This window comes from Mycobacterium sp. NGS41 (assembly GCF_059812725.1).
Genome location: NZ_JCALDF010000013.1, coordinates 102,891 through 129,304, shown reverse-complemented (window position 1 = coordinate 129,304; position 26,414 = coordinate 102,891). Strand labels below are relative to the sequence as shown.

Genomic DNA, 26,414 nt, shown 5'->3' with positions numbered 1-26,414 from the left:
TCACAATCCGAGAATGGTGGACGCGATGATGTTGCGCTGCACTTCGTTGCTGCCGCCGTAGATCGATGTCTTGCGGTAGTTAAGGTATCGCGGCGCACTCGTTTGCGCCCAAGGGGGAGAAGCGATTTCATCGTTTTTTGGACCGTTTACGGCTAGCGCGTCGGGTCCCGCCACCTCGACCAGCAATTCGGTGGCCACCTGTTGCAGTTGGCTGCCTTGCAGCTTGAGCACTGACGAGACGGGATTGGCTTTGCCGTCCGCGGAGCTCGAGACCACCCGCGCCTGGGTGAGTTCCAGTGCCAGCAGCTCGTTTTCGGCCTCGGCGAGGCGGGCGGCGAACAGCGGATTGTCAAGCAGGCCGGTTTCGGCCGCGTGCTTTTTCACCTCGGCGAGGCGCACTTTGGTGCGGCCCACTCCGGCGATGCCGGTACGTTCGTTGCCCAGCAGGAACTTCGCGTATGTCCAGCCTTGGTTCTCTTCTCCGACAAGCTGATCGGCGGGGACACGCACGTCGGAGAAGAACACCTCGTTGACTTCCTGGCCGCCGTCGATCGTCTTGATGGGCCGTAGCGTGATGCCCGGCGTGTTCATCTCCATGAGCAGGAACGAAATTCCGGCCTGGCGCTTGGGTGCCTGCGGGTCGGTGCGGACCAGACAGAAGATCCAGTCGGCATACTGGCCGAGCGTTGTCCACGTCTTCTGTCCGTTGACGACGTAGGTGTCGCCGTCGCGGGTCGCAGTGGTGCGCAGCGACGCGAGGTCGGAGCCGGCTTCGGGTTCGGAGAAGCCCTGGCACCACCAGATGTCCATGTTGGCGGTGGGCGGGAGGAAGCGCTGCTTGATCTCATGGGATCCGAATTCGGCGATCACCGGGCCGACCATCTTGACGTTGAAGTTCAGCGGTTCGGGGACGCACGCCAACTGCATCTCGTCCGTCCAGATCTGGTACTGGGTGGGGGTCCAGTCCTTGCCGCCCCATTCGACCGGCCAGTTCGGTACCGCCAGGCCGTGGTCGTGGAGGATCTTATGGCTGGTGACGAACTGGTCGCGGCTCAGTGAAGAGCCCTGGCGGACCAGCTCGCGGAGTTCTTCGGGGATCTGTGTGGTGTAGATATTGCGAAGCTCGTCGCGGAACGCGGCTTCCTCGGCTGTGAGTGCCAGTTGCATGAGTTCCATCTTGGCCCATGCCGCGTCGAGCTTGTCCACAGCCTCGGGTTCGTCCACAGGCGGTGGTTGCGGGCCCGTTGACGCGGCCGTTGTGGCGGTGGCCGCACCTACGGTCGGCGCATGCGAACAGAACTTCCCGCTCAGCGGTTGCAGCGTCGATTAGGTGCCGAGCCGGACGCCGACGACGCGGACGCGCCCGACGACCCAGAAGAGGACCAGAACTCGTTGCTGCCACGCTGGCTTCCCGACGCTTCCGGTGGCGGAGGTTGGGTGGCCAAGGTTCGTGCGGATCCGGGCCGCGCGGGTGCCATCGCATTGGCCGTGGTAGCCGCGGTTGCGGTATTGGTCACGGTGTTCACCGTGATGCGTGACCAGCCCGCACCGGTGATGTCGGCGAAGCTTCCTCCGGTGCAGCCACTTTCGTCAGCAAGGCCTCGATCGTCTGCCAGTCCGAGCGCCAGCGCCGACCGGCCCGTCGTGGTCAGTGTGGTCGGATTGGTGCACAAGCCCGGACTGGTCACCCTCAGTCCGGGCGCGCGGATCGCCGATGCGTTGCAGGCCGCAGGCGGCGCGGTGGACGGCGCCGACACCATCGGCCTGAACATGGCCCGACCGCTCGGCGACGGCGAACAGATCGTGGTTGGTCTGGCTCCGCCGTCCGGCCAGCCCAGGGCGCTCGGCAGCACGGTGAGCCCGGGCACGGCCAGCCCGCCGGCGTCCGGACCGGCCCCGGGCTCAACCCGGCCAAAGCACGGCGAGGTGCTCGACCTCAACACCGCAACCGTGGAGCAGCTGGACACCCTGCCCGGCGTCGGACCCGTCACCGCCGCCGCGATCGTGGCCTGGCGGCAGGCCAACGGCAAGTTCACCAGCGTCGATCAACTTGCCGAAGTCGACGGCATCGGCCCGGCGCGGCTGGAGAAGCTGCGCGCCCTGGTCCGTGTCTGACGCCGGTGTCTCACGCCGGCAGCGGCGAGTCGGCGCTGGCGCAACTCGATGTGCGCCTGGTGCCGGCCGCGCTGACCAGCTGGATCGTGACAGCGAGCGGAGTCGTGTGGCCGGTGGGACGGGTGTTCGCGACGTGCTGCGCGGTGCTGGCGGTTGCCTCGGGCGTGGTGTGGTGGTGCGCGGCGCGCCGGCCGGAGCGGGCCTCGCGGTCTGGTGCGATCAGTGCCGGGCTGGTGGCCGTCGGTGTGGTGGGCGCCGGTTTTGGGCTGGCAATCGCGTTGCGTGCCGATGCGGTCGCTCGCCACCCGATTACCGCTGCGTTCGGTGCCGCCGTTCCGGTGACGGTCACCCCCAGCGAGAGCGCGGTGTCGCTGGGTAGCAGCCGGCTCATGTATCGCGCGACACTGCAGCGGCTGCGCGACGACGAGATGTCAGGCCGGGTACTGGTTTTCGCCAGAGTCTCCGATGCCGGTGACATCATGGTAGGCCAGCCGATTCGATTCACTGCGCGGATCAGTCGTCCAAAGCGGCATGACCTCACGGTCGCGGTTCTCAATGCGACGGGCCGGTCGGCTAAGGGCGAAGCCAGTGCAATACAGCGCGCCGCCCATTCCGTCCGCAGCCGGTTCGCCGCCACCGTCCGTGCGGTATTACCCGCTGACCAGGCCGCGATGCTGCCCGGCTTGGTCCTCGGCGACACCTCGACGGTCACCGCCGCGACCAGTCGCGACTTCAAGGCGGCCGGCATGACTCACCTGACAGCGGTGTCGGGCGCCAACGTCACGATCGTGTGCGGAGCGGTGTTGTTCTCGGCTCGGCTGATCGGCCCGCGCTTCGCGGTGCTGCTGGCGGCGGTGGTGCTCGCGGCATTCGTCATTGTCGTGCAGCCGACGGCCAGCGTGTTGCGGGCGGCCGTGATGGGCGCCATCACGTTGGCCGGGATGCTGTCATCGCGGCGGCGGCAAGCGATTCCCGCGCTGTGCGCGACGATCCTGCTGCTGATGGCTGTTGCGCCGCAGCTGGCCGTCGACGTCGGCTTCGCGTTGTCGGCGGTGGCAACGGCCGCGCTGGTGGTCATCGCGCCGGTCTGGTCGCGGCGCCTGGTCGCGCGGGGATGGCCCAAGCCGCTGGCGGACGCTGTGGCGGTCGCGTGGGCCGCGCAAGTGGTGACCGCGCCCCTAGTCGCCGCGATCTCGGGCCAGTTCAGCGTGGTAGCAGTGATGGCCAATCTCGTGGTGGCAGCGGTGATCGCGCCGATCACCGTGCTGGGCAGTGCGGCGGCTGTCTTGTGCGGGCTGTGGCCCGCCGCTGCGCAGCTGTTGATCCGTTTCACCGGGCCCGAGGTGTGGTGGGTCTTGCACGTGTCGCATTGGGCGGCCAGCATGCCCGGGGCGACGGTGCCCGTGCCGAAGGGTGTGGTCGGGGTGCTACTGGTTGGCGGCGTAACCGTGCTGGCGGTGGTGTTGTGGCGCTGGCGGTGGTTTCGCGCCGGTGCGGGCTCGGCCGCGGTGGTCGCGGTCGTTTGTCTGCTGGCCTGGTGGCTGTCGGGGTCATGCACCGCGTCGCCGCGCCGAATGTGAACCCAGTGCGAAAAAATTGCCGCGTTTTCGCAGTGGGTGCATGTTCGGCGCATCTACCGGCAGCCCGTCGGCCCGTCAGACCCTCGTGACACGATCGTGGGATGAGCGAGCTTTCGCCGTTGCACCTGGTCTTGGGAGACGAGGAACTGCTGGTCGAGCGAGCGGTGGCGGAGCTGCTGACATCGGCCCGGCAGCATGCCGGCACCGACGACGTGCCGGTCAACCGCATGCGGGCCGGCGATGTCACCACCTACGAGCTGGCCGAACTGCTGAGTCCGTCATTGTTCGCCGACGAGCGGATCGTCGTAATGGAGGCCGCCGCGGACGCCGGCAAGGACGCGGCCTCGGTGATCGCTTCGGCCGCCACCGACATCCCACCCGGGACGGTGCTGGTCGTGGTGCACTCGGGCGCCGGCCGCGCAAAAGCGCTGGCCGGCCAGCTGCAGAAGCTCGGCGCCACAGTGCATCCCTGCGACCGGATCACCAAGCCCAGGGACCGCGCCGACTTCGTCCGCAAGGAGTTCCGCTCGTTGCGGATCAAGGTCGACGACGAGACGGTGACCGCACTGCTGGACGCCGTCGGCTCCGACGTGCGCGAACTCGCCTCGGCATGTTCCCAGCTGGTTGCCGACACCGCCGGCGATGTCGATGCCGACGCGGTACGGCGCTACCACAGCGGCAAAGCCGACGTGAAGGGCTTCGACATCGCCGACAAGGCCGTCGCCGGCGACGTCGCAGGAGCCGCCGAGGCGCTGCGGTGGGCAATGATGCGCGGCGAACCGCTAGTGGTGTTGGCCGACGCGCTGGCCGAGGCCGTACACGCGATCGGCCGGGTCGGCCCGCTGTCCGGCGACCCCTATCGGCTGGCCGCGCAGGTCGGAATGCCGCCCTGGCGGGTGCAGAAGGCCCAGAAACAGGCCCGACGCTGGTCGCGTGACAAGGTGGCAACCGCGATGAACGTGGTGGCGGAACTCAACGCCAACGTAAAAGGGGCCGTCGCGGACGCCGACTACGCTCTGGAGTCCGCGGTCAGAAAGGTCGCTGAGCTGGCCAGTTACCGAAACTGAGTTAGCCGAGCTTGTTGAGGGTCCGCGCCAGCGCCGACTTCTTGTTGGCCGCCTGGTTCTTGTGGATCACACCCTTGCTGGCCGCCTTGTCCAGCTTGCGGTTGGTCGACACCAGCAGTTCCGCGGCCTTGTCTTTGTCGCCGTCGTGAGCGGCTTCGCGGAATGCGCGGACAGCGGTACGCAGCGACGACTTCACCGACTTGTTGCGCAGTCGGGCCCGCTCGTTGGTGCGGTTGCGCTTCTGCTGCGACTTGATGTTGGCCACGCGTCTATGTTCCCGTCTGTCCCTGCATTGATTCTGCGTATGACCGGGCGCTCAAAGCCTGTTCGATGCCCGTTCGCGACTGCCCAGGTTATCAGTCGGTTACGTTTTCTCCCAAAAGGGGAACTCGTGGCCTGCCATAACGCCGATCTGAGGCAGCATTTGAACAGTGAGTCTTCCGAACCAGCTTGAGGACACCAAGCAGGGGTCGCGCGACGGTGCGCGTCTCCAAGCACCCCCTCGTTCGGAACGCATCTTCGACGGCTACAACACGTCGGACTGCTATTCGATGGCGTTCGACGAGATGTTTGATGCCCAGGGCAGTGTCCGTGGCCCCTACAAGGGCATCTACGCCGAACTGGCTCCCTCGGACGCTTCTGAGCTCAAGGCCCGGGCCGATGCGCTGGGCCGCGCGTTCATCGACCAGGGCATCACGTTCTCGCTATCAGGCCAGGAGCGGCCGTTTCCGCTGGATCTGGTGCCCCGGGTGATCTCGGCGTCGGAGTGGACCCGCCTGGAGCGCGGCATCACCCAGCGCGTCAAGGCGCTCGAGATGTACCTCGACGACATCTACGGCGACCAGGAGATTCTGGGCGACGGCGTGATACCGCGCCGCCTGGTGACCTCCTGCGAGCACTTTCACCGCGAGGCCATGGGAATCGTGCCGCCCAACGGCGTGCGAATCCACGTCGCCGGTATCGACTTGATCCGCGACGAACGCGGCGACTTCCGGGTGCTCGAAGACAACCTGCGCTCGCCGTCGGGCGTGTCGTATGTCATGGAGAACCGGCGCACCATGGCGCGGGTCTTCCCGAACCTGTTCGCGACCCATCGGGTTCGTACCGTCGACGACTATTCGTCGCACCTGCTGCGCGCGTTGCGCAACTCGGCGGCGACGAACGAGGCCGACCCGACGGTCGTGGTGCTGACGCCGGGTGTCTATAACTCGGCCTATTTCGAACACTCGCTGCTCGCCCGTCAGATGGGCGTCGAACTGGTCGAAGGCCGCGACCTGTTCTGCCGTGACAACCAGGTGTACATGCGCACCACCGAGGGGGAGCGCCAGGTCGACGTCATCTACCGGCGCATCGACGACGCATTCCTGGACCCGCTGCAGTTCCGGGCCGACTCGGTGCTCGGGGTGGCCGGCATGGTCAACGCCGCGCGCGCCGGAAACGTCGTCATCTCCTCTGCGATCGGCAACGGTGTCGGCGACGACAAGCTTGTCTACACCTATGTTCCGACGATGATCGAGTACTACCTCGGCGAGAAGCCACTGCTGGCCAACGTGGACACGTTCCGGTGCTGGCTGGATGACGAACGCGCAGAGGTGCTGGACCGCCTCCGCGAATTGGTGCTCAAGCCGGTCGAGGGCTCCGGCGGCTACGGCATCGTGTTCGGCCCGGAAGCCACCGAAAAGGAGCTGGCCACGGTCGGCAGGAAGATCCGCGACGATCCCCGCAGCTGGATCGCCCAGCCGATGATGGAACTGTCGACCGTGCCGACCCGCATCGAAGGCTCCTTGGCGCCACGCTACGTCGACCTGCGGCCGTTCGCGGTCAACGACGGAAACGACGTGTGGGTGCTGCCCGGCGGGCTGACGCGGGTGGCCCTGGTGGAGGGCTCGCGGGTGGTCAACTCCAGTCAGGGCGGCGGATCCAAGGACACCTGGGTGCTGGCGCCGCGCGCTTCGGCCGACGAGCGTGAGCTGGGCGCTGCCAAGGTGGTCCGGTCGCTGCCGCAGCCGGTGCCGGAATCGGACGGTTCGCAGGCGACGCAGCGGCAGTGGGATTCCGGGCAATCTCAGCACCAACAGCAGAAGGCGATCGACTGATGCTCGCCCGTAACGCCGAAGCGCTGTATTGGATCGGTCGCTACGTCGAGCGCGCCGACGACACCGCTCGCATCCTGGACGTCGCTGTGCATCAACTGCTCGAGGATTCGAGCGTCGACCCCGACCACGCCTCCCGGCTGCTGCTGGAGGTGCTGGGCATCGAGCCGCCGGACGAGCGGTTGGACGTGTGGTCTTTGACCGACCTGGTGGCGTTCAACCCGAACACTCAGGGCGGCTGCTCGATCGTCGACGCGATCTCGGCGGCGCGCGAAAACGCAAGGTCGGCAAGGGAAGTCACGTCCAGCGAGACCTGGGAGTGCATCAACACCACCTACCACGCGCTTCCCGAACGTGAGCGTGCCGCCAAACGCCTTGGGCCGCACGAGTTTCTGTCGTTCATCGAAAGTCGTGCGGCGATGTTCGCGGGCCTGGCCGACTCCACCCTCTCCCGTGACGACGGATACCGCTTCATGGTGCTGGGCCGCGCGATCGAGCGAATCGACATGACCGTGCGCCTGCTGCTGTCCCGCGTTGGGGACAGCGCGTCCTCGCCGGCGTGGGTGACGCTACTGCGCTCAGCGGGTGCCCACGACACTTACCTGCGCACCTACCGCGGGGTGCTGGACGCGGGCCGGGTGGTTGAGTTCATGATGCTCGACCGGCTGTTCCCGCGCTCGGTCTACTTCTCGTTGCGGCTGGCCGAACGCAACCTCGAGGAGCTGCTGCACAATCCGCAGAGTAGCCGGATCGGGGCCACCACCGAGGCGCAGCGCTTGCTCGGTCAGGCACGCAGCGAACTGGAATTCGTCCAACCCGGCGTACTGCTCGAATCGCTGGAGAACCGCTTGGCCGGCTTGCAGCGAACCTGCGGTGAGGTGGGAGATGCGGTGGCGCTGCAGTACTTCCACGCCGCACCCTGGGTCGCTTGGTCGGATGCCGGTCATCGCGGCCAATTGCTGGCCGGGCAAGGGGAATCCTGATGTGGCGGATGCGGGTGGTGCACACCACCGGCTACGCGTACCAGTCGCCGGTGACGGCCTCCTTCAACGAAGCGAGGCTGACACCCACGTCCAACCCTCGGCAGAACGTCATCCTCAACCGCGTCGAAACCATCCCGGCCACCCGGTCTTATCGCTACACCGACTATTGGGGAACCGCCGTAACGGCGTTCGACCTGCACGCGCCGCACACCGAACTGACCGTGACGTCCTCGTCGGTGGTCGAGACCGAGCGTCCGGAGCCGCCGACGGCCAAGACCAGCTGGGAAGAGCTGCAGTCCCTGGCGGTGATCGACCGGTTCGACGAAGTGCTGCGCCCCACCGCGTACACCCCGTCAAGCAAACGCGTTGCCGCCGTGGGCAAGCGGATCATGAAGTACCACGACCCCAGGGACGCCGTCGTCGCGGCGGCCCGCTGGGCACGCAACGAATTGGACTATCTTCCCGGGACCACCGGTGTGCAATCGTCGGGTCTGGACGCTCTGGAACAGGGCAAGGGCGTTTGCCAGGATTTCGCGCACCTGACGCTGATTCTGTTGCGCAGCATGGGAATTCCCGGACGCTACGTGTCGGGATATCTACACCCCAAACGCGACGCCCCTGTCGGAAAGACCGTTGACGGCCGCAGCCACCCCTGGATCCAGGCCTGGACCGGTAGTTGGTGGAACTACGACCCGACCAATGACACCGAAATCACCGAGCAGTACGTGAATGTCGGTGTCGGCCGCGACTACGCCGACGTCTCGCCGCTGAAGGGCATCTACTCCGGGCAGGGTGCGACCGACCTCGACGTGATAGTGGAGATCACCCGGCTGGCCTGAATCGTGAACGATCCTCGCCGCCGTCAGACCGGACCTTCGCTGGTATTGCTGTCGGTCGCCTGCGTCGGATTGCTGTTCGGCGGGCTTGCCGTCGGGGTCGCGCTGGGCGGTGTGATGCCGCTGCCGTACGGGCGGATGACCCCGATCCTCGAGTATGTGCGCAACCATCCGGCCGCGGTGCAAGTCATCGCTGTGGCGATGTTCGCATCGTCGGTGCCGCTGGCGGTCTATGCGGCCGTGGCGAGCGCGCGGCTGCGGCGGCTCGGCGTGACCGGGCCCCGGCCGACGATCGCGCTGACCGGCGGCACCCTGGCGGCCGGGTCGCTGGCACTTGCCGGGCTGGTGGGCTGGACGCTGTCGCGGCCAGACGTCAGCGCCGACGCCCCGCTGGTCCGGGCGCTCTACACCTTGGTGTTTCTGCTTGGCGGCCCCGGGCATATCGTCGCGCTCGGTGTGCTGATCGCGGGGATGGCCGCGACGGGATTGATGCCGAAACCGGTTGCGTGGATCGGCCTGGCGATTGCGGTGCTTGCCGAATCGGCGACGGCGGTGTTGGTCTGGCCGCAGCTCGGCGTGATCCTGCCGGTTGCCCGGGTCTCGGCACTGGTCTGGCTGGTGGCGGCGGGCACTTTATTGCCGCGCCCGGACCTCGACACGGTGTAGGTCGTCGCCGAGCTCGATCTGTCCGCTGAACTCGGATGCGGCCAGCGCTCGCCACTGCTCTTCTTGCCCCGCGGCGATAGCCGGAACATAGTGCGTCATGACCAGCGTGCCCACGCCCGCGCGGGCTGCCGTCGCGGCCGCTTCCTGCACCGACGAGTGGTAGTCACAGACATCCTTGACGCGCTGCTGGGGCACATGGCTGAGAATGTCTTTGCGAATCACGGTGTGCACCAACGCGTCTGCACCGGCGGCCAGCTCGTCCAGGCTGTTGCAGGGCACCGTGTCGCCGGCCAGCACCACCGACGCGCCATCGGCTTCAACCCGAAACCCGATGGTGGGCGTCACCGGTCGATGGTCGGTCGGAGCTACCCGGATCGTCACGCCGTCGCGATCCCACACCGTGCCCTGGGTGTGTTCGTGGACCTCGATCGGCGGCGGCGCGTTCAGGTCGGCGTGATGGGCGATCCGATAGCCGATGTCGTGGCCGAACGCCTTCAGCATCGCGTCCACCGTCTCCGCTGTTCCGGGCGGCCCGATGATCCGCAGCGGCGCAGGATCAGTCGCGAAGTTGGTGACCCAACTCGTGATCAGCACGTCGCCGAGCTCGGCGATGTGGTCGGAGTGCAGATGAGTGAGCAGCAGGGCCGACAAGCCGGCTGCGCCCACGCCGACCGCCGCCGCACGCTGCAACACGCCACGCCCGCAATCCACCAGGAAAACCTGCCCGCCGGCCCGTACCAGGGTCGACGGCCCAGCTCGGTTCGGGTCGGGGATGGGACTGCCGGTTCCGAGCAAGGTGACCTCGATCATGAGGCCCATCCTCGCAAGACGGACAAGGGCGCGACGACCAAATCGCGTGCGCCTGAAGGTTCGGTCACGATTTGCTGCGTGTTCTCGGGTTGGCTTTCTTGCCGCGAGAGTTAGCCGTAGCCTGGTGTGAAGCAGATCACCACCGGCGGGAGGCCTTAATGCGGATCGCGGATGTCTTGCGGAACAAGGGTGCGGCGGTGACGACGATCAACCCCGACGCGACGGTCCGCGAACTGCTTGCCGGCCTGGCTGAGCAGAACATCGGCGCCATGGTGGTAGTAGGCACGGAAGGTGTCGTCGGCATCGTCTCGGAACGCGACATCGTGCGGCAGCTGCACACGCATGGACCCAGCGTGCTGTCGCGTCCGGTATCCAAGATCATGACCAGCGCCGTCGCCACCTGCACCAAATCCGACACGGTGGACAGCATCAGCGTGCTGATGACCAAGAACCGGGTGCGCCATGTGCCGGTGCTCGACGGCAAGAAGCTGATCGGCATCGTCAGCATCGGTGACGTGGTGAAGACCCGGATGGAAGAACTCGAGGCCGAGCAACAGCAGTTGCAGTCCTACATCACCCAGGGCTAGCGGGCTCGGATTCGCGCGCTCACGCCTCTTCTTTTGATGACAGGAGTGACCAGTGCTTCCAGATGGGTTTGTGGATGTGACAAAACCGGCGGTTAGCCGCTCTTACCGCCATGAGTAGTCGGCGCGCAGCCGCGTAGCGACCACATCGAAGACCTCACGCTCCAAAATCGCGCCTTCCCGGCGAATGCTCTCCTCGGGCACGTCGAGCACCCGGTCCAGCCGGACCCAGCTCTCCCTGCCCTCGTAATCCCAATTGCCAGAACCGATCCCGACCCAATGCGGGTCGGCGGCGTGGCGGTCCTGACTGGACACCATCAGCCCCAGCAGGACGCTGCGGTCACGGCCCACGACCAGCACTGGTCGGTCTTTGCCGCGGGTGGGATCTTCCTCGTAGACCACCCATGTCCAGACGATCTCGCCCGGATCGGCCCGGCCGTCGAGGTTGGGGGCATACACCAGTTTGCGGGCCCGCTGCGCGGTGGGAAAGCTGGTTTTGCTCACCGGCCGTCCGGCCGTGATTTCGGTCTGCGATTGCGGTGCGACGGCAGAGATGACGTTGACGGTGACCTTGACGACTTGCTGAAGTTCGCGCAGGACAGCCTGCGAAGTCTGCAACTGACGGGCAAGCTTCGGGGCCCTGTTGGACACCAGGTTCTCGGCGAACTGCTGCAACGTCTTCCACTGTGACTTGCGAGCGGACGACATATTCGCAGCATAGACGTGAGCCGTTGGATGCGGCTCCGTCCCAGATAGGCTGGACGTGCCGTACGCATCGTCAGCCCAGGAGATTCCCATCAGCAGTTTCGCCGACAAGACCTTTACCGCGCCGGCGCAGATCAGGAACTTCTGCATCATCGCTCATATCGATCACGGGAAGTCCACGCTGGCCGACCGGATGCTGCAGCTCACCGGCGTCGTCGACGAGCGTTCGATGCGTGCCCAGTACCTGGACCGGATGGACATCGAGCGGGAACGCGGCATCACCATCAAGGCGCAGAACGTGCGGCTGCCCTGGCAGCTCGACGACGAGAACTACGTCTTGCACCTGATCGACACACCGGGCCACGTGGACTTCACCTATGAGGTGTCGCGGGCGCTGGAGGCCTGCGAGGGAGCGGTGCTGCTGGTCGACGCCGCGCAAGGCATCGAGGCGCAAACGCTGGCCAACCTCTACCTGGCGCTGGACCGTGACCTGCACATCATCCCGGTGCTCAACAAGATCGACCTGCCCGCCGCCGACCCCGACCGCTACGCGGGTGAGATCGCCCACATCATCGGCTGCGAGCCTGCCGACGTGCTGCGCGTGTCCGGCAAAACCGGGGAGGGCGTCGCCGACCTGCTCGACCACGTGGTGCGCGAGGTGCCACCGCCGCAAGGTGACGCCGACGCACCCACCCGCGCGATGATCTTCGACTCCGTCTACGACATCTACCGCGGCGTGGTGACCTACGTCCGCGTGGTGGACGGCAAGATCAGCCCCCGCGAGCGCATCGCGATGATGTCCACCGGCGCCACCCACGAACTGCTCGAGGTCGGCATCGTGTCACCCGAACCCAAGCCCAGCGACGGCCTGGGGGTCGGGGAAGTGGGCTACCTGATCACCGGCGTCAAAGACGTCCGTCAGTCCAAGGTCGGCGATACCGTGACGAGCCTCTCCAGGGCCCGCGGGGCTGCCAAGGAAGCGCTGACCGGCTACCGCGAACCCAAGCCGATGGTCTATTCGGGCCTGTATCCCGTCGACGGCTCGGACTACCCGAACCTGCGCGACGCCCTGGACAAGCTTCAACTCAACGACGCGGCCCTGACCTACGAGCCGGAGACCTCGGTGGCACTCGGCTTTGGGTTCCGCTGCGGCTTCCTGGGCCTGCTGCACATGGAGATCACCCGCGAGCGCCTGGAGCGCGAGTTCGACCTGGACCTGATCTCGACGTCACCGAACGTGGTTTACCGCGTGGTGAAAGAAGACGACACCGAGATTGTCGTGACCAACCCGTCGGACTGGCCCGAGGGCAAGATCCGCACGGTCTACGAACCCGTCGTGAAGACCACCATCATCGCGCCCAGCGAATTCATCGGCACCATCATGGAACTGTGCCAGTCGCGCCGCGGCGAGTTGGGCGGCATGGACTATTTGTCGCCCGAGCGGGTGGAACTGCGCTACACGATGCCGCTCGGCGAGATCATCTTCGACTTCTTCGACTCGCTGAAATCGCGTACCCGTGGCTACGCCAGCCTCGACTACGAAGACGCCGGGGAGCAGGAGGCCCAATTGGTCAAGGTCGACATCCTGCTGCAGGGCGAGGCCGTCGACGCGTTCAGCGCTATCGTGCACAAGGATTCGGCCTTCGCCTACGGCAACAAGATGGCCACCAAGCTCAAGGAACTGATCCCGCGCCAGCAGTTCGAAGTGCCGGTGCAGGCCGCCATCGGATCGAAAATCATTGCGCGCGAAAATATTCGCGCAATCCGCAAGGACGTGCTGTCCAAATGCTATGGCGGAGACATCACCCGCAAACGCAAACTTCTGGAGAAACAGAAGGAAGGTAAGAAGCGGATGAAGACCATCGGGCGGGTCGAGGTGCCGCAGGAGGCATTCGTCGCCGCGTTGTCCACCGACGCTGCGGCGGACAAGGGTAAAAAGTAGCGACCAAACAACTATGACCCCCATGAAGCTTCGGTGTCTTCTGGCCGCCGTGCTTTCCGTCGCTCTGACGGCGGGCTGCGCGACGGATGTCGTCGGCGGCACTGCACGGCCGGCGCCGGGGACGAAGCCGCGCCCGCTCACCGGGGATGCCGTCAGGGGGGTTCTCATCGACGTCGCCGGTCTGTCGAAAATTCTGGGACAGACCGTTACGGCTCGTCCTGACTCACGGTCGCGGTTCGGCGGCCCCGAGGAATTGGGGGAGGCCGGCGGAACGTACTCGCCCGTCGACTGCCTCGGCGTGGTCGCGGTGACAGAAAAAAGCGTCTATCAGTCAGCGGACGTGAAAGAGATCGCCCGCCAGATGTGGGTGCTCAGCGGCGGCTCCGGTCAGTTGATCAACGTCATCGAGGCCGTTGTGACGTTGCCCAACGCCGCCGACGCCCAGGCGCTCTTCACGAAGTTCACCGAACAGTGGAAGCGTTGTGACGGCACCACGGTGACCTCGCAAAACGGCACCACCGCGTACACCGACGACATCAGCGAGGTCAGCCTCGCGAATTCCGTCGCGACTGCGACGGTGTCGGACACGTCGTTCCTTGCCGACTCGCCAGCGGTGCGCTTGACCATGACCGGGGCCCATGCCCTCGGCGTCCGAGTTAACTGCGTCATCGAGGTGAAGGTCGGCTTCCTGGGTGGGCGAGGCGCGCCGCGGCAACAAGCGGGCGACGCCAGGAGCGCCGCAACCGACGTCACGCACGCCATCATGGACAAAATCAGTGCGGTGAGCTGACGCCGGAGCCGAAGGACGAAAAGTAGCCATGACCGCGAATCGTTGCCAGCGCGAATTGAACAGAGTCCGATCCGTCGTCGCCGGCCTGCTGATCGTCATGCTGGCCTCGGGTTGCACGCACGTGGTGCGGGGCACGGTGCGACCGGCACCGAACTTGAAGCCGCGACCGCTCAGCGGGCAGATGATGCAGGTGCTCCTCGATGACGCCGCGCTGTCGAAACTGCTGGACCAGCAGTTCAAAACCGATCCTTACCTGCGGCCATGGATCGGAAACCGCGGCGACTTGCGTAGCGCGTACGGAAAGCCGTCGCGTACAGACTGCCTGGGTGTAATTCAGGTGCAGGAAAAGGGCTCTTACCAGTCGGCGGATGTCAAGGATGTCGCGGGCGAAATCTGGTGGCACGAGGGCGGAAGCGCGAAGGTGATCAGCGTGACGGAAGGGATTGTCACGTTGCCCACGGCCGCGGACGCGAACGCTTTGTTCGCGAAGTTCACTGCGCAGTGGCAACAGTGCGACGGTGTGACCATGGATCTGCCGGGCGAGGGGCTCAGCTTGATCGACACGATCGGCGACGTACGCATTGCCAATTCTGTTCTTGCAGCAACGGTTTCGGTCAAGTCGAGCACGTCCGGCTACGACAAGGCCCGTCCGGAAGCGCGGGCGATCGGGGTCAGGGTGAATTGCCTTGTCGAGGTCGAGGTCGCCTTTTACAGTTCAGTGAGCCCGTCGGACCCAGGGTCGGCCGATGTCCACACCAGCTCTATCGACATCGCGCACATCATGATGGACAAAATCAGCGCGTTGACCTGAGCCTGAGCTCGGGATGCGGCTATACAGGCGCGTTGGCCGGCTGGAACGTTCCCGAGCTGTCGGCTTCCTCTTCCGCCCGGATCACGTGGACGACCGCGTTGATCAACGCCAGGTGGGTGAACGCCTGCGGGAAGTTGCCCAGCTGACGTCCGGTTCGCGGCTCGATCTCCTCGGCGTAGAGATGCAGCGGGCTGGCATAGGCCAGCAGCCGCTCGCACAGCCGCTTGGCGCGGGCGACCTCACCGATCTCGACCAGCGCCGACACCAGCCAGAACGAGCAGATGGTGAACGTGCCTTCCTCGCCCGTCAGCCCGTCGTCGGTCTCCTCGACCCGGTACCGCAGCACCAAGCCTTCCTGGGTGAGTTCGTCGGCGATGGCCAGCACGGTGTTGCGCACCCGGGGGTCGTCGGGCGGCAGGAATCGCGTCAGCACTACCAGCAGCAGCGAGGCGTCCAGCGCGTCGTCGCCGTAGCGCTGCGTGAACACCCCACGCGAGTCGACCCCGTGTTCGAGGATGTCGTTCTTGATCTCCTCGGCGATCTTCCGCCACTGCTGGGCGTAGCTGACTTCGCCCTGGCGCTCGGCCAGCTTCGCTCCGCGGTCCAGCGCAACCCAGCACATCACCTTCGACGAGGTGAAGTGCCGCGGCTCCCCGCGCACCTCCCAGATTCCGCGGTCGGGCTCACGCCAATGCTTGATCGCCTCTTCGACCTGCTTCTTCAGCACCGGCCACAGCGTCTCCGGGACTTGTTCGCGGGACTTGGCGTGCAGGTAGAAGGAATCCAGCACCGAGCCCCAGATGTCGTGCTGGTCCTGGTTATAGGCGCCGTTGCCGATCCGCACCGGGCGGGCGTGGTCGTAGCCGGACAGGTGATTGAGTTCCTCTTCGATCAGGCTGCGTTCCCCACCGACGCCGTACATCACCTGCAGCGGATGGCGTTCGTTGCTGTTGGCGCCGGACACGTCGGCGATGAACGCGAAGAAGTCGTCGGCCTCACGGTCCAGACCCAGCGTATAGAGCCCCCACAGCGCGAAGGTCGAATCGCGGATCCACGCATAGCGGTAGTCCCAGTTGCGTACGCCGCGCGGCGTTTCGGGAAGCGAGGTAGTGCTGGCGGCCAGCAGCGCGCCGGTGGGAGAGTACGTCAGCCCCTTCAGGGTGAGCGCGCTGCGCTGCAGGTAGGCCCGCCACGGGTGATCGGGGAAGTTGCCGATGTTGATCCACTGCCGCCAGCACTCGGTGGTCTGCCACATCTTGTCGGCGGCCTCTTCGTAGGTCTGCGGTGCCGGATGCTTGGTCCAGCTCAGCGCGACGAAGATGTCGTCGCCCTCCTTCATCCGGGTGCGTGCGCGTGCTTCCCGCCCTTCCAGGCCGATTCGCAGGTTGGTGGTCAGCCGCAGCGTCGGGTGAGCGTCGGGTTGCTTGCCGGCGCGCGCGACAGCCTCACCGTAGGCGTTGGCCGAGTATTCCCAGGTGGCGCCGATGCGGTGGTAGTCGAACGCCGGTTCGCAGCTCATCATCAACTCGACGGTGCCGCTGACGCAGCGCACCGTGCGCAGCAGGATGTGTTCGGCATCCCAGTCCATCGGGGTGCGGCGGTGTGTCCGGGATCGTCGGTCGATGTCGTGCCACTTGCCCATCACCAGCGCGTCGCGCACGATCAGCCACCCGGTGTGGGTCTGCCAAGTGGTCTCCATGATCAGGCTGCCGGGGAGGTAGCGTCGCGCCGACGGCACCGAGACCCCGTAGGGGCCCAACCGGAAATGACCGGCGCTGCGGTCCAGGATCGCGCCGAACACACTCGGCGAATCCGGACGGGGCACGCACAGCCACTCCACCGAACCGGCCGGCGATATCAGGCAGGTGGTCTCCCAGTCCGATAGGAAGGCGTAGTCGGCGATCGGCGGAAACGGGTTGCGCAGCGCCGAACTCGACGTGTAGGGCGTGGGCAAGCTGAAGTCGACGGCCGGCCCTGGCGCCGCATCGAGCGCCTCAGCGGCATCGACCTCGTCGACTGACGGGGCAGGGTCGGCAGGCTGGTCGGCGGGTTGGGCGTGCAGGACCATCCCGACATCATCATCTGTCGATGTGCCCGTCGTCCATTATTTGCGCCTGGCGTACCTGGGCGCGTGCTCGGACAGCGGGCCGATCGCCACCATGTAGCCGATGAATCGCCGCAGCGCCAGCGATTTAGCCACCGTCCGCACGGCTTGTGGCGGTTCCCGGTCGGCGTCATGGTCGTCCACCGCGACCGCGACCACCTTCGCGTGGATCAGCCGTTGCGCCCCCTGCAGGATCGCCGTCGGTACCCAGCGGCGCACCTGCACCCGGGCCAACTGCCGGGTCGATACCCGCTCCGCCCGCAGCGGGCCGGCCAGTATTCGCGCGGCGGCGACGGCGTCGGCGACCGCCAGGTTGATGCCGACTCCGCCGACCGGGGACATCGCATGGGCTGCGTCGCCGATGCAGAGCAACCCGTCGCAGTACCAACGACGAAGCCGGTTGAGTTGTACGTCAAGCAGTTTCACGTCGTCGAACGACTTCAAAGCATCGACGCGGTCGGCCAGCCAGGGCACCATGCTCACCAGCACGCTGCGCAAGGCCCCGATGCCCTGCGACCTCAGCTCGGAGTCGGTGCCCTTGGGAATGATGTAGGCGATCTGGTAGTAATCGCCCCGGTCGATCGTGACGACCCCGTGCCCGGCGTTGAACGTGCCGGCCAGTCCGCTCGGGTCGTCCGGGCGGCGAGGTATCCGGAACCACCACACGTCCATCGGAGCGCCGAATGCTCGCGGCCTCAGTCCGACCGCCGAACGCACGGTCGACGCGCGGCCGTCGCACGCCACCGTCAGCTCGGCGCGCATCTCGTTGACGGTGGCCTGCTCGGGGCCCTTGCCCGCGTTGTCACGGTAGGTGACGCCGACGATCCGGTTGCCGTCGCGAATCACGCCGGTCACCTCGGTGCTGCGCATCAACCGGAAACTGGGCTCGGCGTCGGCGGCAGCGGCCAGCAGCTCCAGGAAGTCCCACTGCGGCACCAGGGCGATGTGCTGATGCGCGCCCGGAAGTCGGGTCAGGTCGAGCTCGACGGGTTCGCCCTGCAGCCGCATCCGGACGGTGTCGATCAGGCGACGTGGAGTCTGGGCGAATTGCGCTCCCAAACCGAGTTCGTCGAGCAGGCGCAGGGTACTGGCGTGCACGGTGTCTCCGCGGAAATCGCGCAGAAAATCCGCGTGCTTTTCCATCACCGTGACTTTTACTCCGGCGCGGGCCAGCAGCAGGCCAAGCATCATGCCCGCCGGTCCGCCGCCGACGATCAGGCAGGTCGTGTGGTCGGCGGACGGCATTCGCCGATCTTGGCACATTGCTCAATGGCGCCGCTCCTCCTCATCGCTACGCTCTGCATCGTCGTCGGCGCAGCTTGCTGGTGCCGGGGCGACCAGCAGGATTAGGGTGAGGCCGGTGAACGGGTTCCTGAGTTGGTGGGACGGCATCGAGCTGTGGCTTTCCGGCCTCGCCTTCGTGCTGCAGGCCCTCTTGGTGATGCCCGTGGTGCTGCTGCTCGCCTACGTCGTGGCGGTAATGCTCGACCGCCTACTCGGCAAGGGCATCCAATTGATGCGCCGGGCCCGCCACGCCGACGAGGCGCTTGGGTAACCGGGATGCCTCGGTCACACGTGACGTTGGTTCTCGTCACGCTGGTCGTGCTGGTAATCATCGCGTGGTTGCTAACGCACTAAGCCACCAGCGCATTCTGTTAGGCTTCCCGCCATGCACGTAGCACCCGGCGCTGTGCGCTGCCATGCTTACGCGCTCGGCTACCGAAGTGGGGCCGAGAGGGTTCGCGCTATGTCTGATCTGCACTGTTGTCGCTGACCGAATAACCCGTGCGCGGTACGGCATGGACTTCGCGAATTCTCTTCCAAAGTTCCACGCGCCTTTTCGCAGCAACGGAAAGCAACGGACAGCTGTTCACAAGTCCCGCACCGGAAGGTCGTCAATGCCGCTGACGTTCAACATCGGGAGCGCACCGCGCCGACGCTGCCATTTCGCGGTCGTGCTCGCGCTGATCGTCAGCCTCGTCGCAGCGTGCGGCGGCGGTGCCAGCGACGTGGTCGGCGGCGGCGGACCGGCAGGCGCGGACACCAGCATCACGTTGGTCGCCTATTCGGCCCCGGAACCCGGGTGGAGCAAGGTGATACCCGCCTTCAACGCCTCCGAAGAGGGCAAAGGCGTGCAGGTGATTGCCTCGTACGGGGCATCAGGCGACCAGTCCCGAGGGGTCGTCGACGGTAAGCCCGCCGATCTGGTGAACTTTTCCGTCGAACCGGATGTCACCCGGTTGATCAAGGCCGGCAAGGTCGCCAAAGACTGGAATACCGACGTCACCGGGGGCATCCCATTCGGTTCGGTGGTGACATTAGTGGTACGCGCGGGTAATCCGAAAAACATCAAAGATTGGGATGATCTGCTTCGGCCCGGTGTAGAGGTTATTACGCCGAGTCCGCTGAGTTCGGGCTCGGCGAAATGGAATCTGCTTGCTCCGTACGCGGTGAAAAGCGGAGGCGGCAGGAATAGCCAGGCGGGGATTGACTTTGTGAACAAATTGGTGCGCGAACACGTCAAATTGCGGCCCGGATCGGGGCGCGAAGCCACCGACGTTTTCGTCCAGGGCAGCGGAGACGTGTTGATCAGCTATGAGAACGAGGCGATCGCCACCGAGCGGCAAGGTAAACGGATCGAACACGTCAACCCGTCGCAGACCTTCAAGATCGAAAATCCGCTGGCGGTCGTGACCACCAGCCCGCACCTGAAGGCCGCGATCGCGTTCAAGAACTTCCAGTACACGGCCGCAGCGCAGAAGGTGTGGGCTCAGGCCGGGTTCCGGCCGGTCGACCCGGCGGTCGCCGTCGAATTCCGGGACCAGTTTCCGGTGCCGGTGAAACTGTGGACCATCGCCGACCTGGGCGGCTGGGACACGGTCGATCCTCAGCTGTTCGACAAATCCAGCGGCAGCATCACGAAGATCTATATGCAGGCCACCGGATGACGGCCGCGGTAATCCCGGACCCCGAGGCGGTCCGGCCCGAGCTCGGCGCCGGCACTCCTGCCGGGCCCTCGGAGGCCCCCCACTCCGGTCCACCCCGCACCACGTCACTTCGGGTCGGTGTGGCGACGGTGTGGCTTTCGGTGATTGTGCTGCTGCCGATGGCCGCCATCGTTTGGCAGGCCGCGGGCGGCGGCTGGCAGGCCTTCTGGCTGGCGGTCACTTCGCATGCCGCGGTCGAGTCGTTCGAGGTGACGCTGACCATTTCGGCGGCGGTAACGCTGCTCAACACGTTCTTCGGCTTGTTGATTGCGTGGGTGCTGGTGCGCGACGACTTCTTCGGCAAACGGCTGGTCGACGTGATCATCGACCTGCCGTTCGCGCTGCCCACCATCGTCGCCAGCCTGGTGATGCTGGCCCTGTACGGGAGCAACAGCCCGGTGGGTCTGCACCTGCAACACACCGCGTGGGGCGTGGGCTTGGCGCTGGCGTTCGTCACGTTGCCGTTCGTGGTCCGCGCCGTTCAGCCGGTGCTGCTGGAGATCGATCGGGAGACCGAGGAGGCGGCGGCCTCGCTGGGCGCCAACAATCCCAAGATCTTTACCTCCGTCGTGCTGCCGGCGCTGACGCCGGCGTTGTTATCGGGTGCGGGGCTGGCGTTCTCGCGCGCGATCGGCGAGTTCGGCTCGGTGGTGCTGATCGGTGGCGCGGTGCCGGGCAAGACCGAGGTGTCGTCGCAGTGGATCCGCACCCTGATCGAAAACGACGACCGCACCGGTGCCGCTGCGATATCGATTGTTCTGCTTTCGATTTCGTTCCTGGTGCTGTTTGTCCTGCGCGTCATCGGCGCGCGTACCGCCCGGCGCGAGGAGGTGGCCGGGTGAACGTCTCGCCGCGGGTCCGCTACCTCATCCGATCGATCGCGTTGGCCTATATCTTTGTGCTGCTGCTCGTTCCGGTCGCGGTGATCCTATGGCGTACCTTCAAGCCGGGGTTTTACCAGTTCTACGACTGGGTCAGCACGCCGGCCGCCGTATCTGCGCTTAACCTGTCGCTACTTGTGGTGGCGATAGTGGTGCCGCTGAACGTGATCTTCGGTATTCCGACGGCATTGGTGCTCGCGCGCAACAGGTTTCGGGGCAAGGGTGTACTGCAGGCGATCATCGATCTGCCGTTCGCGGTCTCGCCCGTCATCGTGGGTGTCGCGTTGATCGTGCTGTGGGGATCCGCTGGTGCGCTGGGCTTCGTGGAGAAAGACCTGGGGTTCAAGATCATCTTCGGCCTGCCCGGCATCGTTCTGGCCAGCATCTTCGTCACTCTGCCGTTCGTGGTGCGCGAGGTCGAACCGGTCCTGCACGAATTGGGAACAGACCAGGAGGAGGCCGCGGCGACGCTGGGTTCCGGCTGGTGGCAGACGTTTTGGCGAATCACCCTGCCGTCGATCCGCTGGGGCCTGACCTACGGCATCGTGCTGACCGTTGCGCGAACCCTCGGCGAATACGGCGCGGTCATCATGGTCTCGTCGAACCTTCCCGGGACTTCGCAGACGCTGACGCTGCTGGTGTCGGACCGTTACAACCGGGGAGCGGAGTACGGTGCGTACGCGCTGTCTACGCTGCTGATGGGTGTTTCGGTGATCGTCCTGATCGTCCAAGTGGTTCTCGACGCACGCCGGGCGCGAGCGACCAGACAGGCCTGACAAGGAGATTCGCAGATGACCGAAATCGGCACCCGCCACGACGCCGGGGCTGGGCACGCCATCATCGTGCGTGACGCCTACAAGCACTACGGCGATTTCATCGCCCTGGACCATGTGGATTTTGTGGTGCCCGCGGGTTCGCTGACGGCGTTGCTGGGTCCAAGTGGTTCGGGCAAGTCGACGTTGTTGCGCGCGATCGCGGGACTGGATCGGCCTGACAGCGGCAGCATCACGATCAACGGTCGCGATGTGACCCGGGTGCCACCGCAACGGCGTGGGATCGGGTTTGTGTTCCAGCACTATGCGGCGTTCAAGCATTTGACGGTGCGCGACAACGTGGCGTACGGGTTGAAGATCCGCAAGCGGCCCAAGGCCGAGATCAAGCAGAAGGTCGACCACCTGCTGGAAGTGGTGGGGCTGAGCGGCTTTCATGCCCGCTATCCCAATCAGCTTTCCGGTGGTCAGCGCCAGCGGATGGCGCTGGCCCGGGCGCTGGCGGTCGACCCGGAAGTCCTGTTGCTCGATGAGCCGTTCGGGGCGCTGGACGCCAAAGTCCGTGAGGACCTGCGCAGTTGGCTGCGCCGGCTGCATGACGACGTGCACGTCACCACCGTGCTGGTCACCCACGATCAGGCTGAGGCGCTGGATGTCGCGGACCGGATTGCCGTTTTGAACAAGGGCCACATCGAGCAGGTCGGCAGTCCGACCGAGGTCTACGACGCGCCGGCGAACGCGTTTGTGATGTCGTTTTTGGGTGCCGTGTCAGCGCTTAACGGTTCTCTGGTGCGCCCGCACGACATTCGGGTGGGCCGGCGGCCCGACATGGCGATCGCGGGAGGTGACGGCACCGCGGATTCCATCGGGGTGGTGCGTGCCACCGTCGATCGCGTGGCGATGCTGGGTTTCGAGGTGCGCGTCGAGTTGACCAGTGTGCCAACGGGAAGCCCCTTTATTGCTCAGATAACCCGGGGAGACGCCGAGGCACTCGCACTGCGGGAAGGCGACACCGTCTACGTGCGGGCCACCCGGGTGCCGCCGATAGTCGGCGAGAGCAGCGTGGCCCGTGACGACGGCGCAGACGAGGACGAGACGAGTTTGACTACCGCGTGACGACCTATCCGTCGTCGGCGTCGTCGAAGAGGCGTGGAAAATAGGTTCCGTCGCGGTGCGCCGGGCCATGTCGTCACACCTGTCACTTATGTATCAGACAAGCGGGTCCTGGTGCATATTCCCTGTTCATTGTGAACTGGCGGCGTTCGGTGTGAATGTGGGGCGGGAATCCGCCCGCGGATTTGCGCCCAGGATTCACCCGCAAAGCCCAGGATTCACTCGCAAAGCCCAGAATTCACTCGGAAGCCCGAGACAAGGTCCGCAATGGGATACCGCGGGTGATATCGCTTTGCAAAACAACTGGACAAGTCCCCTAGGGACTGACTCGCTGATGTGACTGGCGTGCTATCCGGCCAACCCGCTCAGGCCGCGACGCGCTCCCCTTGAGCTTCGAGGGCCTGATCGAAGCGGTTCAGCACCGTCTCGGCCACCAGCCGATGTGCGCCCAGCGGTGCGGCCATGGCGATGCCGGTGTTGTCAGCGAAGCGCTGCACCCGGTCGGGCAATAGTCCAGGCGCCAGGAACCACGGCGCTATGACCACCCGGCGAGCGCCCTGGCGGCGCAACCTGCCCAACCCCTCCGCCAGCGAACGCTCCGGGCGCGCGGCGAACGCGGTCGTCACGCCGGCCCAACCGGTGCCTGCCAACAGTTTCGGAGCCACCCGCGCAGTGCGGGCATTTACCGCGGGATCGGATGTTCCGATCGCCACCACGATCACACCCAACGTCTCGTCGAACGGCGAAACCCCCAACTCCGCCACTCGCTCACGCAGCACCGATACCAACCGCTGGTCTTCACCCAGCACATCGGCCTGCCGGACCTCGAACCGCGGACTGCAGCCCGCGATCTGGCGGGGTATGTCAATGCGGGCGTGGTAAGCACTCGCCAACAGCAGTGGAGTGACCACTGTTGGACCACTAACCGAAGTAAGCACCTCGGCCAGACTGGGCGAACTGTGCTCCAAGAACGCGAGCCGCACGTCGAGGCCGGGACGCATCCGTGTCAGCCGGCCGGCCACAGCGTGTGCGTTGGCCGCCGACCGTGGATCCGCACTTCCGTGCGCGGTTAACACCAGGGCGGTCACGAGGCGTGCAACCCACATTCGGTCTTGGCCAGACCCTGCCAGCGTCCGCTGCGCGGGTCGGCGCCTTCGGCGGGCTTGGCCGTGCACGGAGCGCAGCCGATCGACGGATAACCTTCGTAGACAAGCGGATTGACCAGCACATCGTTCTCGTCGATGTAGTCCTGCATGTCCTCATCGGTCCAGGCGGCCAGCGGGTTCACCTTCACCAACTTGAACGCCTCGTCGAAGCTGATCAGCGGTGCGTTGGCGCGGGTCGGCGCCTCGACGCGGCGCAGGCCGGTCACCCAAGCCGAGTAGCCGCGCAGCGCCCTCGTCAAGGGGACCACCTTACGCAGGCGGCAGCACTCGCCCGGGTCGCGGGCGAACAAGTTCTTGCCCAACAGCTCGTCCTGCTGGGCGACGGTGTGCTCGGGGGCGATATTCAGCACCCGAATGTCGTAGACGGATTCGATCGCATCGCGGGTGCCAATGGTTTCCACGAAGTGATAACCGGTGTCCAGGAACAACACCGGTACGCCGGGCCGCACCCTGGCGGCCATATCCACCAGCACGGCATCCTGCATGTTCGACGCCACCACGTAGTTGCACGTGGCCCACCCGCGGGGGCCGTTGACACCGCCGAAGTTCTCCTCGGTCCAGCGCAGCAGTTCGGTGGCGTTGGCACCCTCGAGTTCCGCAGCGCCGCGCTTCGCCAGCTCGCGCAGCTGCGTCTCGGTGGGCCCAGTCGTCTCGCCGCTCATCGCAGGTCGTCCTCGTCAGCGCGAATTGCCCACTGCGCGAAGCGCTCACCTTCATCGCGATGCTTGAGAAAGTTGCGTACCACGCGATCGATGTAGTCGCCCAACTCGTCGCTGGTGACCTTGTGTTGGCGCAGCTTTCTGCCGAAACCGCTATCCAGGCCGAGGCTGCCGCCCAGATGCACCTGGAAGCCCTCGACCGAGGCGCCATCACCGTCGTCGACCATCTGGCCTTTGAGCCCGATGTCGGCCACTTGAATTCGGGCACACGAGTTCGGGCAGCCATTGATGTTGATGGTGATCGGCACGTCGAGCGTCGCGTTGATGTCCTCCAGCCGGCGCTCCAGCTCAGGCGCCAAAACCTGTGCCCGGCCCCGAGTTTCGGCGAACGACAACTTGCAGAACTCGATCCCTGTGCATGCCATGAGATTCCGGCGCCACTGCGACGGCCGCGACTGCAGCCCAAGACTTTCCAGGCCGGCGACTGTCTCGTCCAGCTTGTCGTCGGGTATGTCCAGGATGACAAGCTTCTGATAGGGCGTGAACCGGATCCGGTCCGACCCGGCTCGCTCGGCCAGGTCGGCCACCGCCGAGAGAATAGTGCCGGAGACTCGTCCGGCGATCGGGGCCACCCCGATGGCGTTGAGCCCGTTCTTCAGCCGCTGCACCCCGACGTGATCGATCGGATGCTTGAGCGGTTTGGGGGCCGGGCCGTCGATCAGCGGACGCTTGAGGTACTCGGTTTCCAGAACTTCACGGAATTTTTCTATACCCCAGTCCTTGACCAGGAACTTCAGTCGCGCCTTGGACCGCAGCCGCCGGTAGCCGTAGTCGCGGAACACCGAGGTCACCGCCGCCCACACCTCAGGCACCTCGTCCAGCGGCACCCAAGCGCCGACCCGTTGGGCCAGCATCGGGTTGGTCGACAGCCCGCCGCCGACCCACAGGTCCAGGCCGGGCCCATGTTCGGGATGGTTGACGCCGATGAACGCGATGTCGTTGATCTCGTGCGCCACGTCCTGCAGACCGGAGATTGCGGTCTTGTACTTGCGCGGCAGGTCGGCGAAATCGGGCTGTCCGATGTAGCGGCGGACGATCTCCTCGAGGGCCCAGGTTGGGTCGAGCACCTCGTCGAGCGACTCACCGGCCAGCGGCGAGCCCAGGACCACGCGCGGGCAGTCGCCGCACGCCTCGGCGGTCTGCAGGCCGACCTCGGCCAGCCGCCGCCAGATTTCAGGGACGTTTTCCACCTCGATCCAGTGCATCTGCAGGTTCTGCCGATCGGAGATGTCGGCGGTGTCGCGTCCGAACTCGGTCGAGATCTGGCCCACCGTGCGCAGCGCCGCGGTGGACAGCGCGCCGCCGTCGCAGCGCACCCGCATCATGAAGTACTTGGCTTCGAGCAGGTCGGCGTTCTCGTCGCCGGTAAACGAGCCGTCGTAGCCCTCCTGGCGCTGGGTGTACAGGCCCCACCAGCGAAAGCGGCCGCGCAGATCGGATTTCTCGATGCTGTCGAATCCGTTTTTGGCGTAGGTGTTCAGGATGCGGTCCCGCACCTCGAGCGGCGCGCCAGCCTGCTTCATCTCCTCGTTGGCGTTGAGTGGATCGCGACTTCCCAGCGCCCACTGGCCCTCATCACGGGTTTTACTTCGTGCCCCAGCGGGACGAGCTGTGGTCATACGGGTGTTCTCCTTCGCGAACATTCGCAGGCGTGACGGCGCACCTCACCGGTTCTGATGTCGGCGGCGCAGA

At 65.8% G+C, this 26,414-nt stretch carries 23 protein-coding genes and 2 pseudogenes; 16 read left to right on the top strand and 9 right to left on the bottom strand.

Annotation, left to right across the window (positions count from 1 at the left end):
• A complete protein-coding gene (locus tag AC5Y21_RS14465) occupies window positions 1-1,167 on the bottom strand; it encodes an acyl-CoA dehydrogenase family protein (protein ID WP_499913152.1) in 1,167 nt (388 codons plus the stop codon).
• A 120-nt stretch (window positions 1,168-1,287) separates the two neighbouring features.
• Here AC5Y21_RS14465 and AC5Y21_RS14460 point away from each other — a divergent pair, with 120 nt between their 5' ends.
• From AC5Y21_RS14460 to holA, 3 genes are all read left to right on the top strand, one after another.
• Window positions 1,288-2,115, top strand: a complete 828-nt coding sequence (locus AC5Y21_RS14460) for a ComEA family DNA-binding protein (RefSeq protein WP_499913128.1) — start codon at window positions 1,288-1,290, stop codon at window positions 2,113-2,115.
• A 50-nt stretch (window positions 2,116-2,165) separates the two neighbouring features.
• The gene (locus AC5Y21_RS14455; protein WP_499913151.1) at window positions 2,166-3,695 is read left to right on the top strand and encodes a ComEC/Rec2 family competence protein; all 1,530 of its coding nucleotides are present in this window, start codon (window positions 2,166-2,168) and stop codon (window positions 3,693-3,695) included.
• A 101-nt stretch (window positions 3,696-3,796) separates the two neighbouring features.
• The gene (gene holA / locus AC5Y21_RS14450) at window positions 3,797-4,762 is read left to right on the top strand and encodes a DNA polymerase III subunit delta (protein WP_499913127.1); all 966 of its coding nucleotides are present in this window, start codon (window positions 3,797-3,799) and stop codon (window positions 4,760-4,762) included.
• A gap of 1 nt (window position 4,763) precedes the next feature.
• On the opposite strand, the gene rpsT is transcribed toward holA, so the two are convergent.
• On the bottom strand, window positions 4,764-5,027 hold the full coding sequence (gene rpsT / locus AC5Y21_RS14445; protein ID WP_499913126.1) for a 30S ribosomal protein S20: 264 nt from the start codon (window positions 5,025-5,027) through the stop codon (window positions 4,764-4,766).
• Window positions 5,028-5,193: 166 nt separating this feature from the next.
• On the opposite strand from rpsT, the gene AC5Y21_RS14440 reads away from it, so the two are divergent.
• From AC5Y21_RS14440 to AC5Y21_RS14425, 4 genes are all read left to right on the top strand, one after another.
• Window positions 5,194-6,858: a circularly permuted type 2 ATP-grasp protein gene (locus tag AC5Y21_RS14440; protein WP_499913125.1), complete on the top strand. Its 1,665-nt coding sequence runs from the start codon at window positions 5,194-5,196 to the stop codon at window positions 6,856-6,858.
• Complete coding sequence (locus AC5Y21_RS14435; RefSeq protein WP_499913124.1) at window positions 6,858-7,838, top strand: alpha-E domain-containing protein; 981 nt, start codon at window positions 6,858-6,860, stop codon at window positions 7,836-7,838. Before AC5Y21_RS14440 ends, AC5Y21_RS14435 begins: the two co-directional genes overlap by 1 nt.
• Window positions 7,838-8,677, top strand: coding sequence for a transglutaminase family protein (locus tag AC5Y21_RS14430; RefSeq protein WP_499913123.1), 840 nt, complete (start codon window positions 7,838-7,840; stop codon window positions 8,675-8,677). The genes AC5Y21_RS14435 and AC5Y21_RS14430 overlap by 1 nt, the downstream gene beginning before the upstream one ends.
• A 102-nt stretch (window positions 8,678-8,779) precedes the next feature.
• Window positions 8,780-9,340, top strand: coding sequence for a hypothetical protein (locus tag AC5Y21_RS14425; RefSeq protein ID WP_499913150.1), 561 nt, complete (start codon window positions 8,780-8,782; stop codon window positions 9,338-9,340).
• Here AC5Y21_RS14425 and AC5Y21_RS14420 read toward each other — a convergent pair.
• Window positions 9,308-10,150, bottom strand: a complete 843-nt coding sequence (locus AC5Y21_RS14420; protein ID WP_499913122.1) for a ribonuclease Z — start codon at window positions 10,148-10,150, stop codon at window positions 9,308-9,310. The two genes, AC5Y21_RS14425 and AC5Y21_RS14420, sit on opposite strands and share 33 nt — an antisense overlap.
• 158 nt (window positions 10,151-10,308) lie before the next feature.
• On the opposite strand from AC5Y21_RS14420, the gene AC5Y21_RS14415 reads away from it, so the two are divergent.
• Complete coding sequence (locus AC5Y21_RS14415; RefSeq protein WP_499913121.1) at window positions 10,309-10,737, top strand: CBS domain-containing protein; 429 nt, start codon at window positions 10,309-10,311, stop codon at window positions 10,735-10,737.
• Between the two features lie 102 nt (window positions 10,738-10,839).
• Here the strand turns inward: AC5Y21_RS14415 and AC5Y21_RS14410 are convergent, their stop codons facing one another.
• Entirely contained in the window at window positions 10,840-11,442 is a 603-nt protein-coding gene (locus tag AC5Y21_RS14410) for a type II toxin-antitoxin system PemK/MazF family toxin (protein WP_499913120.1), read from the bottom strand.
• Here AC5Y21_RS14410 and lepA point away from each other — a divergent pair.
• The 3 genes and pseudogenes from lepA to AC5Y21_RS14395 all read left to right on the top strand — a co-directional run bounded on the left by lepA (window position 11,421) and on the right by AC5Y21_RS14395 (window position 14,982).
• Window positions 11,421-13,381: pseudogene (lepA, locus tag AC5Y21_RS14405) on the top strand (translation elongation factor 4). The gene AC5Y21_RS14410 and the pseudogene lepA sit on opposite strands and share 22 nt — an antisense overlap.
• A 22-nt stretch (window positions 13,382-13,403) precedes the next feature.
• The gene (locus tag AC5Y21_RS14400; RefSeq protein WP_499913119.1) at window positions 13,404-14,171 is read left to right on the top strand and encodes a sensor domain-containing protein; all 768 of its coding nucleotides are present in this window, start codon (window positions 13,404-13,406) and stop codon (window positions 14,169-14,171) included.
• Between the two features lie 28 nt (window positions 14,172-14,199).
• A complete protein-coding gene (locus AC5Y21_RS14395; protein ID WP_499913118.1) occupies window positions 14,200-14,982 on the top strand; it encodes a sensor domain-containing protein in 783 nt (260 codons plus the stop codon).
• Window positions 14,983-15,001: 19 nt separating this feature from the next.
• On the opposite strand, the pseudogene AC5Y21_RS14390 reads toward AC5Y21_RS14395, so the two are convergent.
• Window positions 15,002-16,912, bottom strand: a pseudogene (locus AC5Y21_RS14390) (glycoside hydrolase family 15 protein); the annotation flags it as partial.
• A 174-nt stretch (window positions 16,913-17,086) separates the two neighbouring features.
• Window positions 17,087-18,331, bottom strand: a complete 1,245-nt coding sequence (locus AC5Y21_RS14385) for an FAD-dependent oxidoreductase (RefSeq protein WP_499913117.1) — start codon at window positions 18,329-18,331, stop codon at window positions 17,087-17,089.
• A gap of 106 nt (window positions 18,332-18,437) precedes the next feature.
• Here AC5Y21_RS14385 and AC5Y21_RS14380 point away from each other — a divergent pair, with 106 nt between their 5' ends.
• The 5 genes from AC5Y21_RS14380 (at window position 18,438) to AC5Y21_RS14360 (ending at window position 22,840) form a co-directional block, all read left to right on the top strand.
• Window positions 18,438-18,641, top strand: a complete 204-nt coding sequence (locus AC5Y21_RS14380) for a hypothetical protein (RefSeq protein WP_499913116.1) — start codon at window positions 18,438-18,440, stop codon at window positions 18,639-18,641.
• 343 nt (window positions 18,642-18,984) lie between these two features.
• Complete coding sequence (locus AC5Y21_RS14375; protein WP_499913115.1) at window positions 18,985-20,034, top strand: sulfate ABC transporter substrate-binding protein; 1,050 nt, start codon at window positions 18,985-18,987, stop codon at window positions 20,032-20,034.
• Window positions 20,031-20,915 carry a sulfate ABC transporter permease subunit CysT gene (cysT, locus tag AC5Y21_RS14370; RefSeq protein WP_499913114.1) on the top strand — a complete coding sequence of 295 codons (885 nt, stop codon included), beginning with the start codon at window positions 20,031-20,033 and terminating at the stop codon, window positions 20,913-20,915. Before AC5Y21_RS14375 ends, cysT begins: the two co-directional genes overlap by 4 nt.
• Complete coding sequence (gene cysW / locus AC5Y21_RS14365; RefSeq protein WP_499913113.1) at window positions 20,912-21,730, top strand: sulfate ABC transporter permease subunit CysW; 819 nt, start codon at window positions 20,912-20,914, stop codon at window positions 21,728-21,730. Before cysT ends, cysW begins: the two co-directional genes overlap by 4 nt.
• Window positions 21,731-21,745: 15 nt before the next feature.
• Window positions 21,746-22,840: a sulfate/molybdate ABC transporter ATP-binding protein gene (locus tag AC5Y21_RS14360; RefSeq protein ID WP_499913112.1), complete on the top strand. Its 1,095-nt coding sequence runs from the start codon at window positions 21,746-21,748 to the stop codon at window positions 22,838-22,840.
• A gap of 362 nt (window positions 22,841-23,202) precedes the next feature.
• On the opposite strand, the gene AC5Y21_RS14355 is transcribed toward AC5Y21_RS14360, so the two are convergent.
• Genes AC5Y21_RS14355 through AC5Y21_RS14345 form a run of 3 tightly spaced genes read right to left on the bottom strand, consistent with a single transcriptional unit; the run spans window position 23,203 to window position 26,341 of the window.
• Complete coding sequence (locus tag AC5Y21_RS14355) at window positions 23,203-23,943, bottom strand: sirohydrochlorin chelatase (RefSeq protein WP_499913111.1); 741 nt, start codon at window positions 23,941-23,943, stop codon at window positions 23,203-23,205.
• Window positions 23,922-24,665 (bottom strand): phosphoadenylyl-sulfate reductase, encoded by a 744-nt coding sequence (locus AC5Y21_RS14350; protein WP_499913110.1) that lies wholly within the window; start codon window positions 24,663-24,665, stop codon window positions 23,922-23,924. Before AC5Y21_RS14350 ends, AC5Y21_RS14355 begins: the two co-directional genes overlap by 22 nt.
• Window positions 24,662-26,341 carry a nitrite/sulfite reductase gene (locus AC5Y21_RS14345; protein ID WP_499913109.1) on the bottom strand — a complete coding sequence of 560 codons (1,680 nt, stop codon included), beginning with the start codon at window positions 26,339-26,341 and terminating at the stop codon, window positions 24,662-24,664. The genes AC5Y21_RS14350 and AC5Y21_RS14345 overlap by 4 nt, the downstream gene beginning before the upstream one ends.
• Window positions 26,342-26,414 lie beyond the last annotated feature (73 nt).

Excerpts from the sequence above, each read along its gene's own strand:
- AC5Y21_RS14465 (WP_499913152.1), bottom strand. The coding sequence starts at position 1,167 with ATGCAACTGGCACTCACAGCCGAGGAAGCCGCGTTCCGCGACGAGCTT.
- AC5Y21_RS14460 (WP_499913128.1), top strand. The coding sequence starts at position 1,288 with ATGCGAACAGAACTTCCCGCTCAGCGGTTGCAGCGTCGATTAGGTGCC.
- holA (WP_499913127.1), top strand. The coding sequence starts at position 3,797 with ATGAGCGAGCTTTCGCCGTTGCACCTGGTCTTGGGAGACGAGGAACTG.
- AC5Y21_RS14435 (WP_499913124.1), top strand. The coding sequence starts at position 6,858 with ATGCTCGCCCGTAACGCCGAAGCGCTGTATTGGATCGGTCGCTACGTC.
- AC5Y21_RS14430 (WP_499913123.1), top strand. The coding sequence starts at position 7,838 with ATGTGGCGGATGCGGGTGGTGCACACCACCGGCTACGCGTACCAGTCG.
- AC5Y21_RS14420 (WP_499913122.1), bottom strand. The coding sequence starts at position 10,150 with ATGATCGAGGTCACCTTGCTCGGAACCGGCAGTCCCATCCCCGACCCG.
- AC5Y21_RS14415 (WP_499913121.1), top strand. The coding sequence starts at position 10,309 with ATGCGGATCGCGGATGTCTTGCGGAACAAGGGTGCGGCGGTGACGACG.
- AC5Y21_RS14410 (WP_499913120.1), bottom strand. The coding sequence starts at position 11,442 with ATGTCGTCCGCTCGCAAGTCACAGTGGAAGACGTTGCAGCAGTTCGCC.
- AC5Y21_RS14400 (WP_499913119.1), top strand. The coding sequence starts at position 13,404 with ATGAAGCTTCGGTGTCTTCTGGCCGCCGTGCTTTCCGTCGCTCTGACG.
- AC5Y21_RS14395 (WP_499913118.1), top strand. The coding sequence starts at position 14,200 with ATGACCGCGAATCGTTGCCAGCGCGAATTGAACAGAGTCCGATCCGTC.
- AC5Y21_RS14385 (WP_499913117.1), bottom strand. The coding sequence starts at position 18,331 with ATGCCGTCCGCCGACCACACGACCTGCCTGATCGTCGGCGGCGGACCG.
- AC5Y21_RS14375 (WP_499913115.1), top strand. The coding sequence starts at position 18,985 with ATGCCGCTGACGTTCAACATCGGGAGCGCACCGCGCCGACGCTGCCAT.
- cysT (WP_499913114.1), top strand. The coding sequence starts at position 20,031 with ATGACGGCCGCGGTAATCCCGGACCCCGAGGCGGTCCGGCCCGAGCTC.
- AC5Y21_RS14360 (WP_499913112.1), top strand. The coding sequence starts at position 21,746 with ATGACCGAAATCGGCACCCGCCACGACGCCGGGGCTGGGCACGCCATC.
- AC5Y21_RS14355 (WP_499913111.1), bottom strand. The coding sequence starts at position 23,943 with ATGTGGGTTGCACGCCTCGTGACCGCCCTGGTGTTAACCGCGCACGGA.
- AC5Y21_RS14350 (WP_499913110.1), bottom strand. The coding sequence starts at position 24,665 with ATGAGCGGCGAGACGACTGGGCCCACCGAGACGCAGCTGCGCGAGCTG.
- AC5Y21_RS14345 (WP_499913109.1), bottom strand. The coding sequence starts at position 26,341 with ATGACCACAGCTCGTCCCGCTGGGGCACGAAGTAAAACCCGTGATGAG.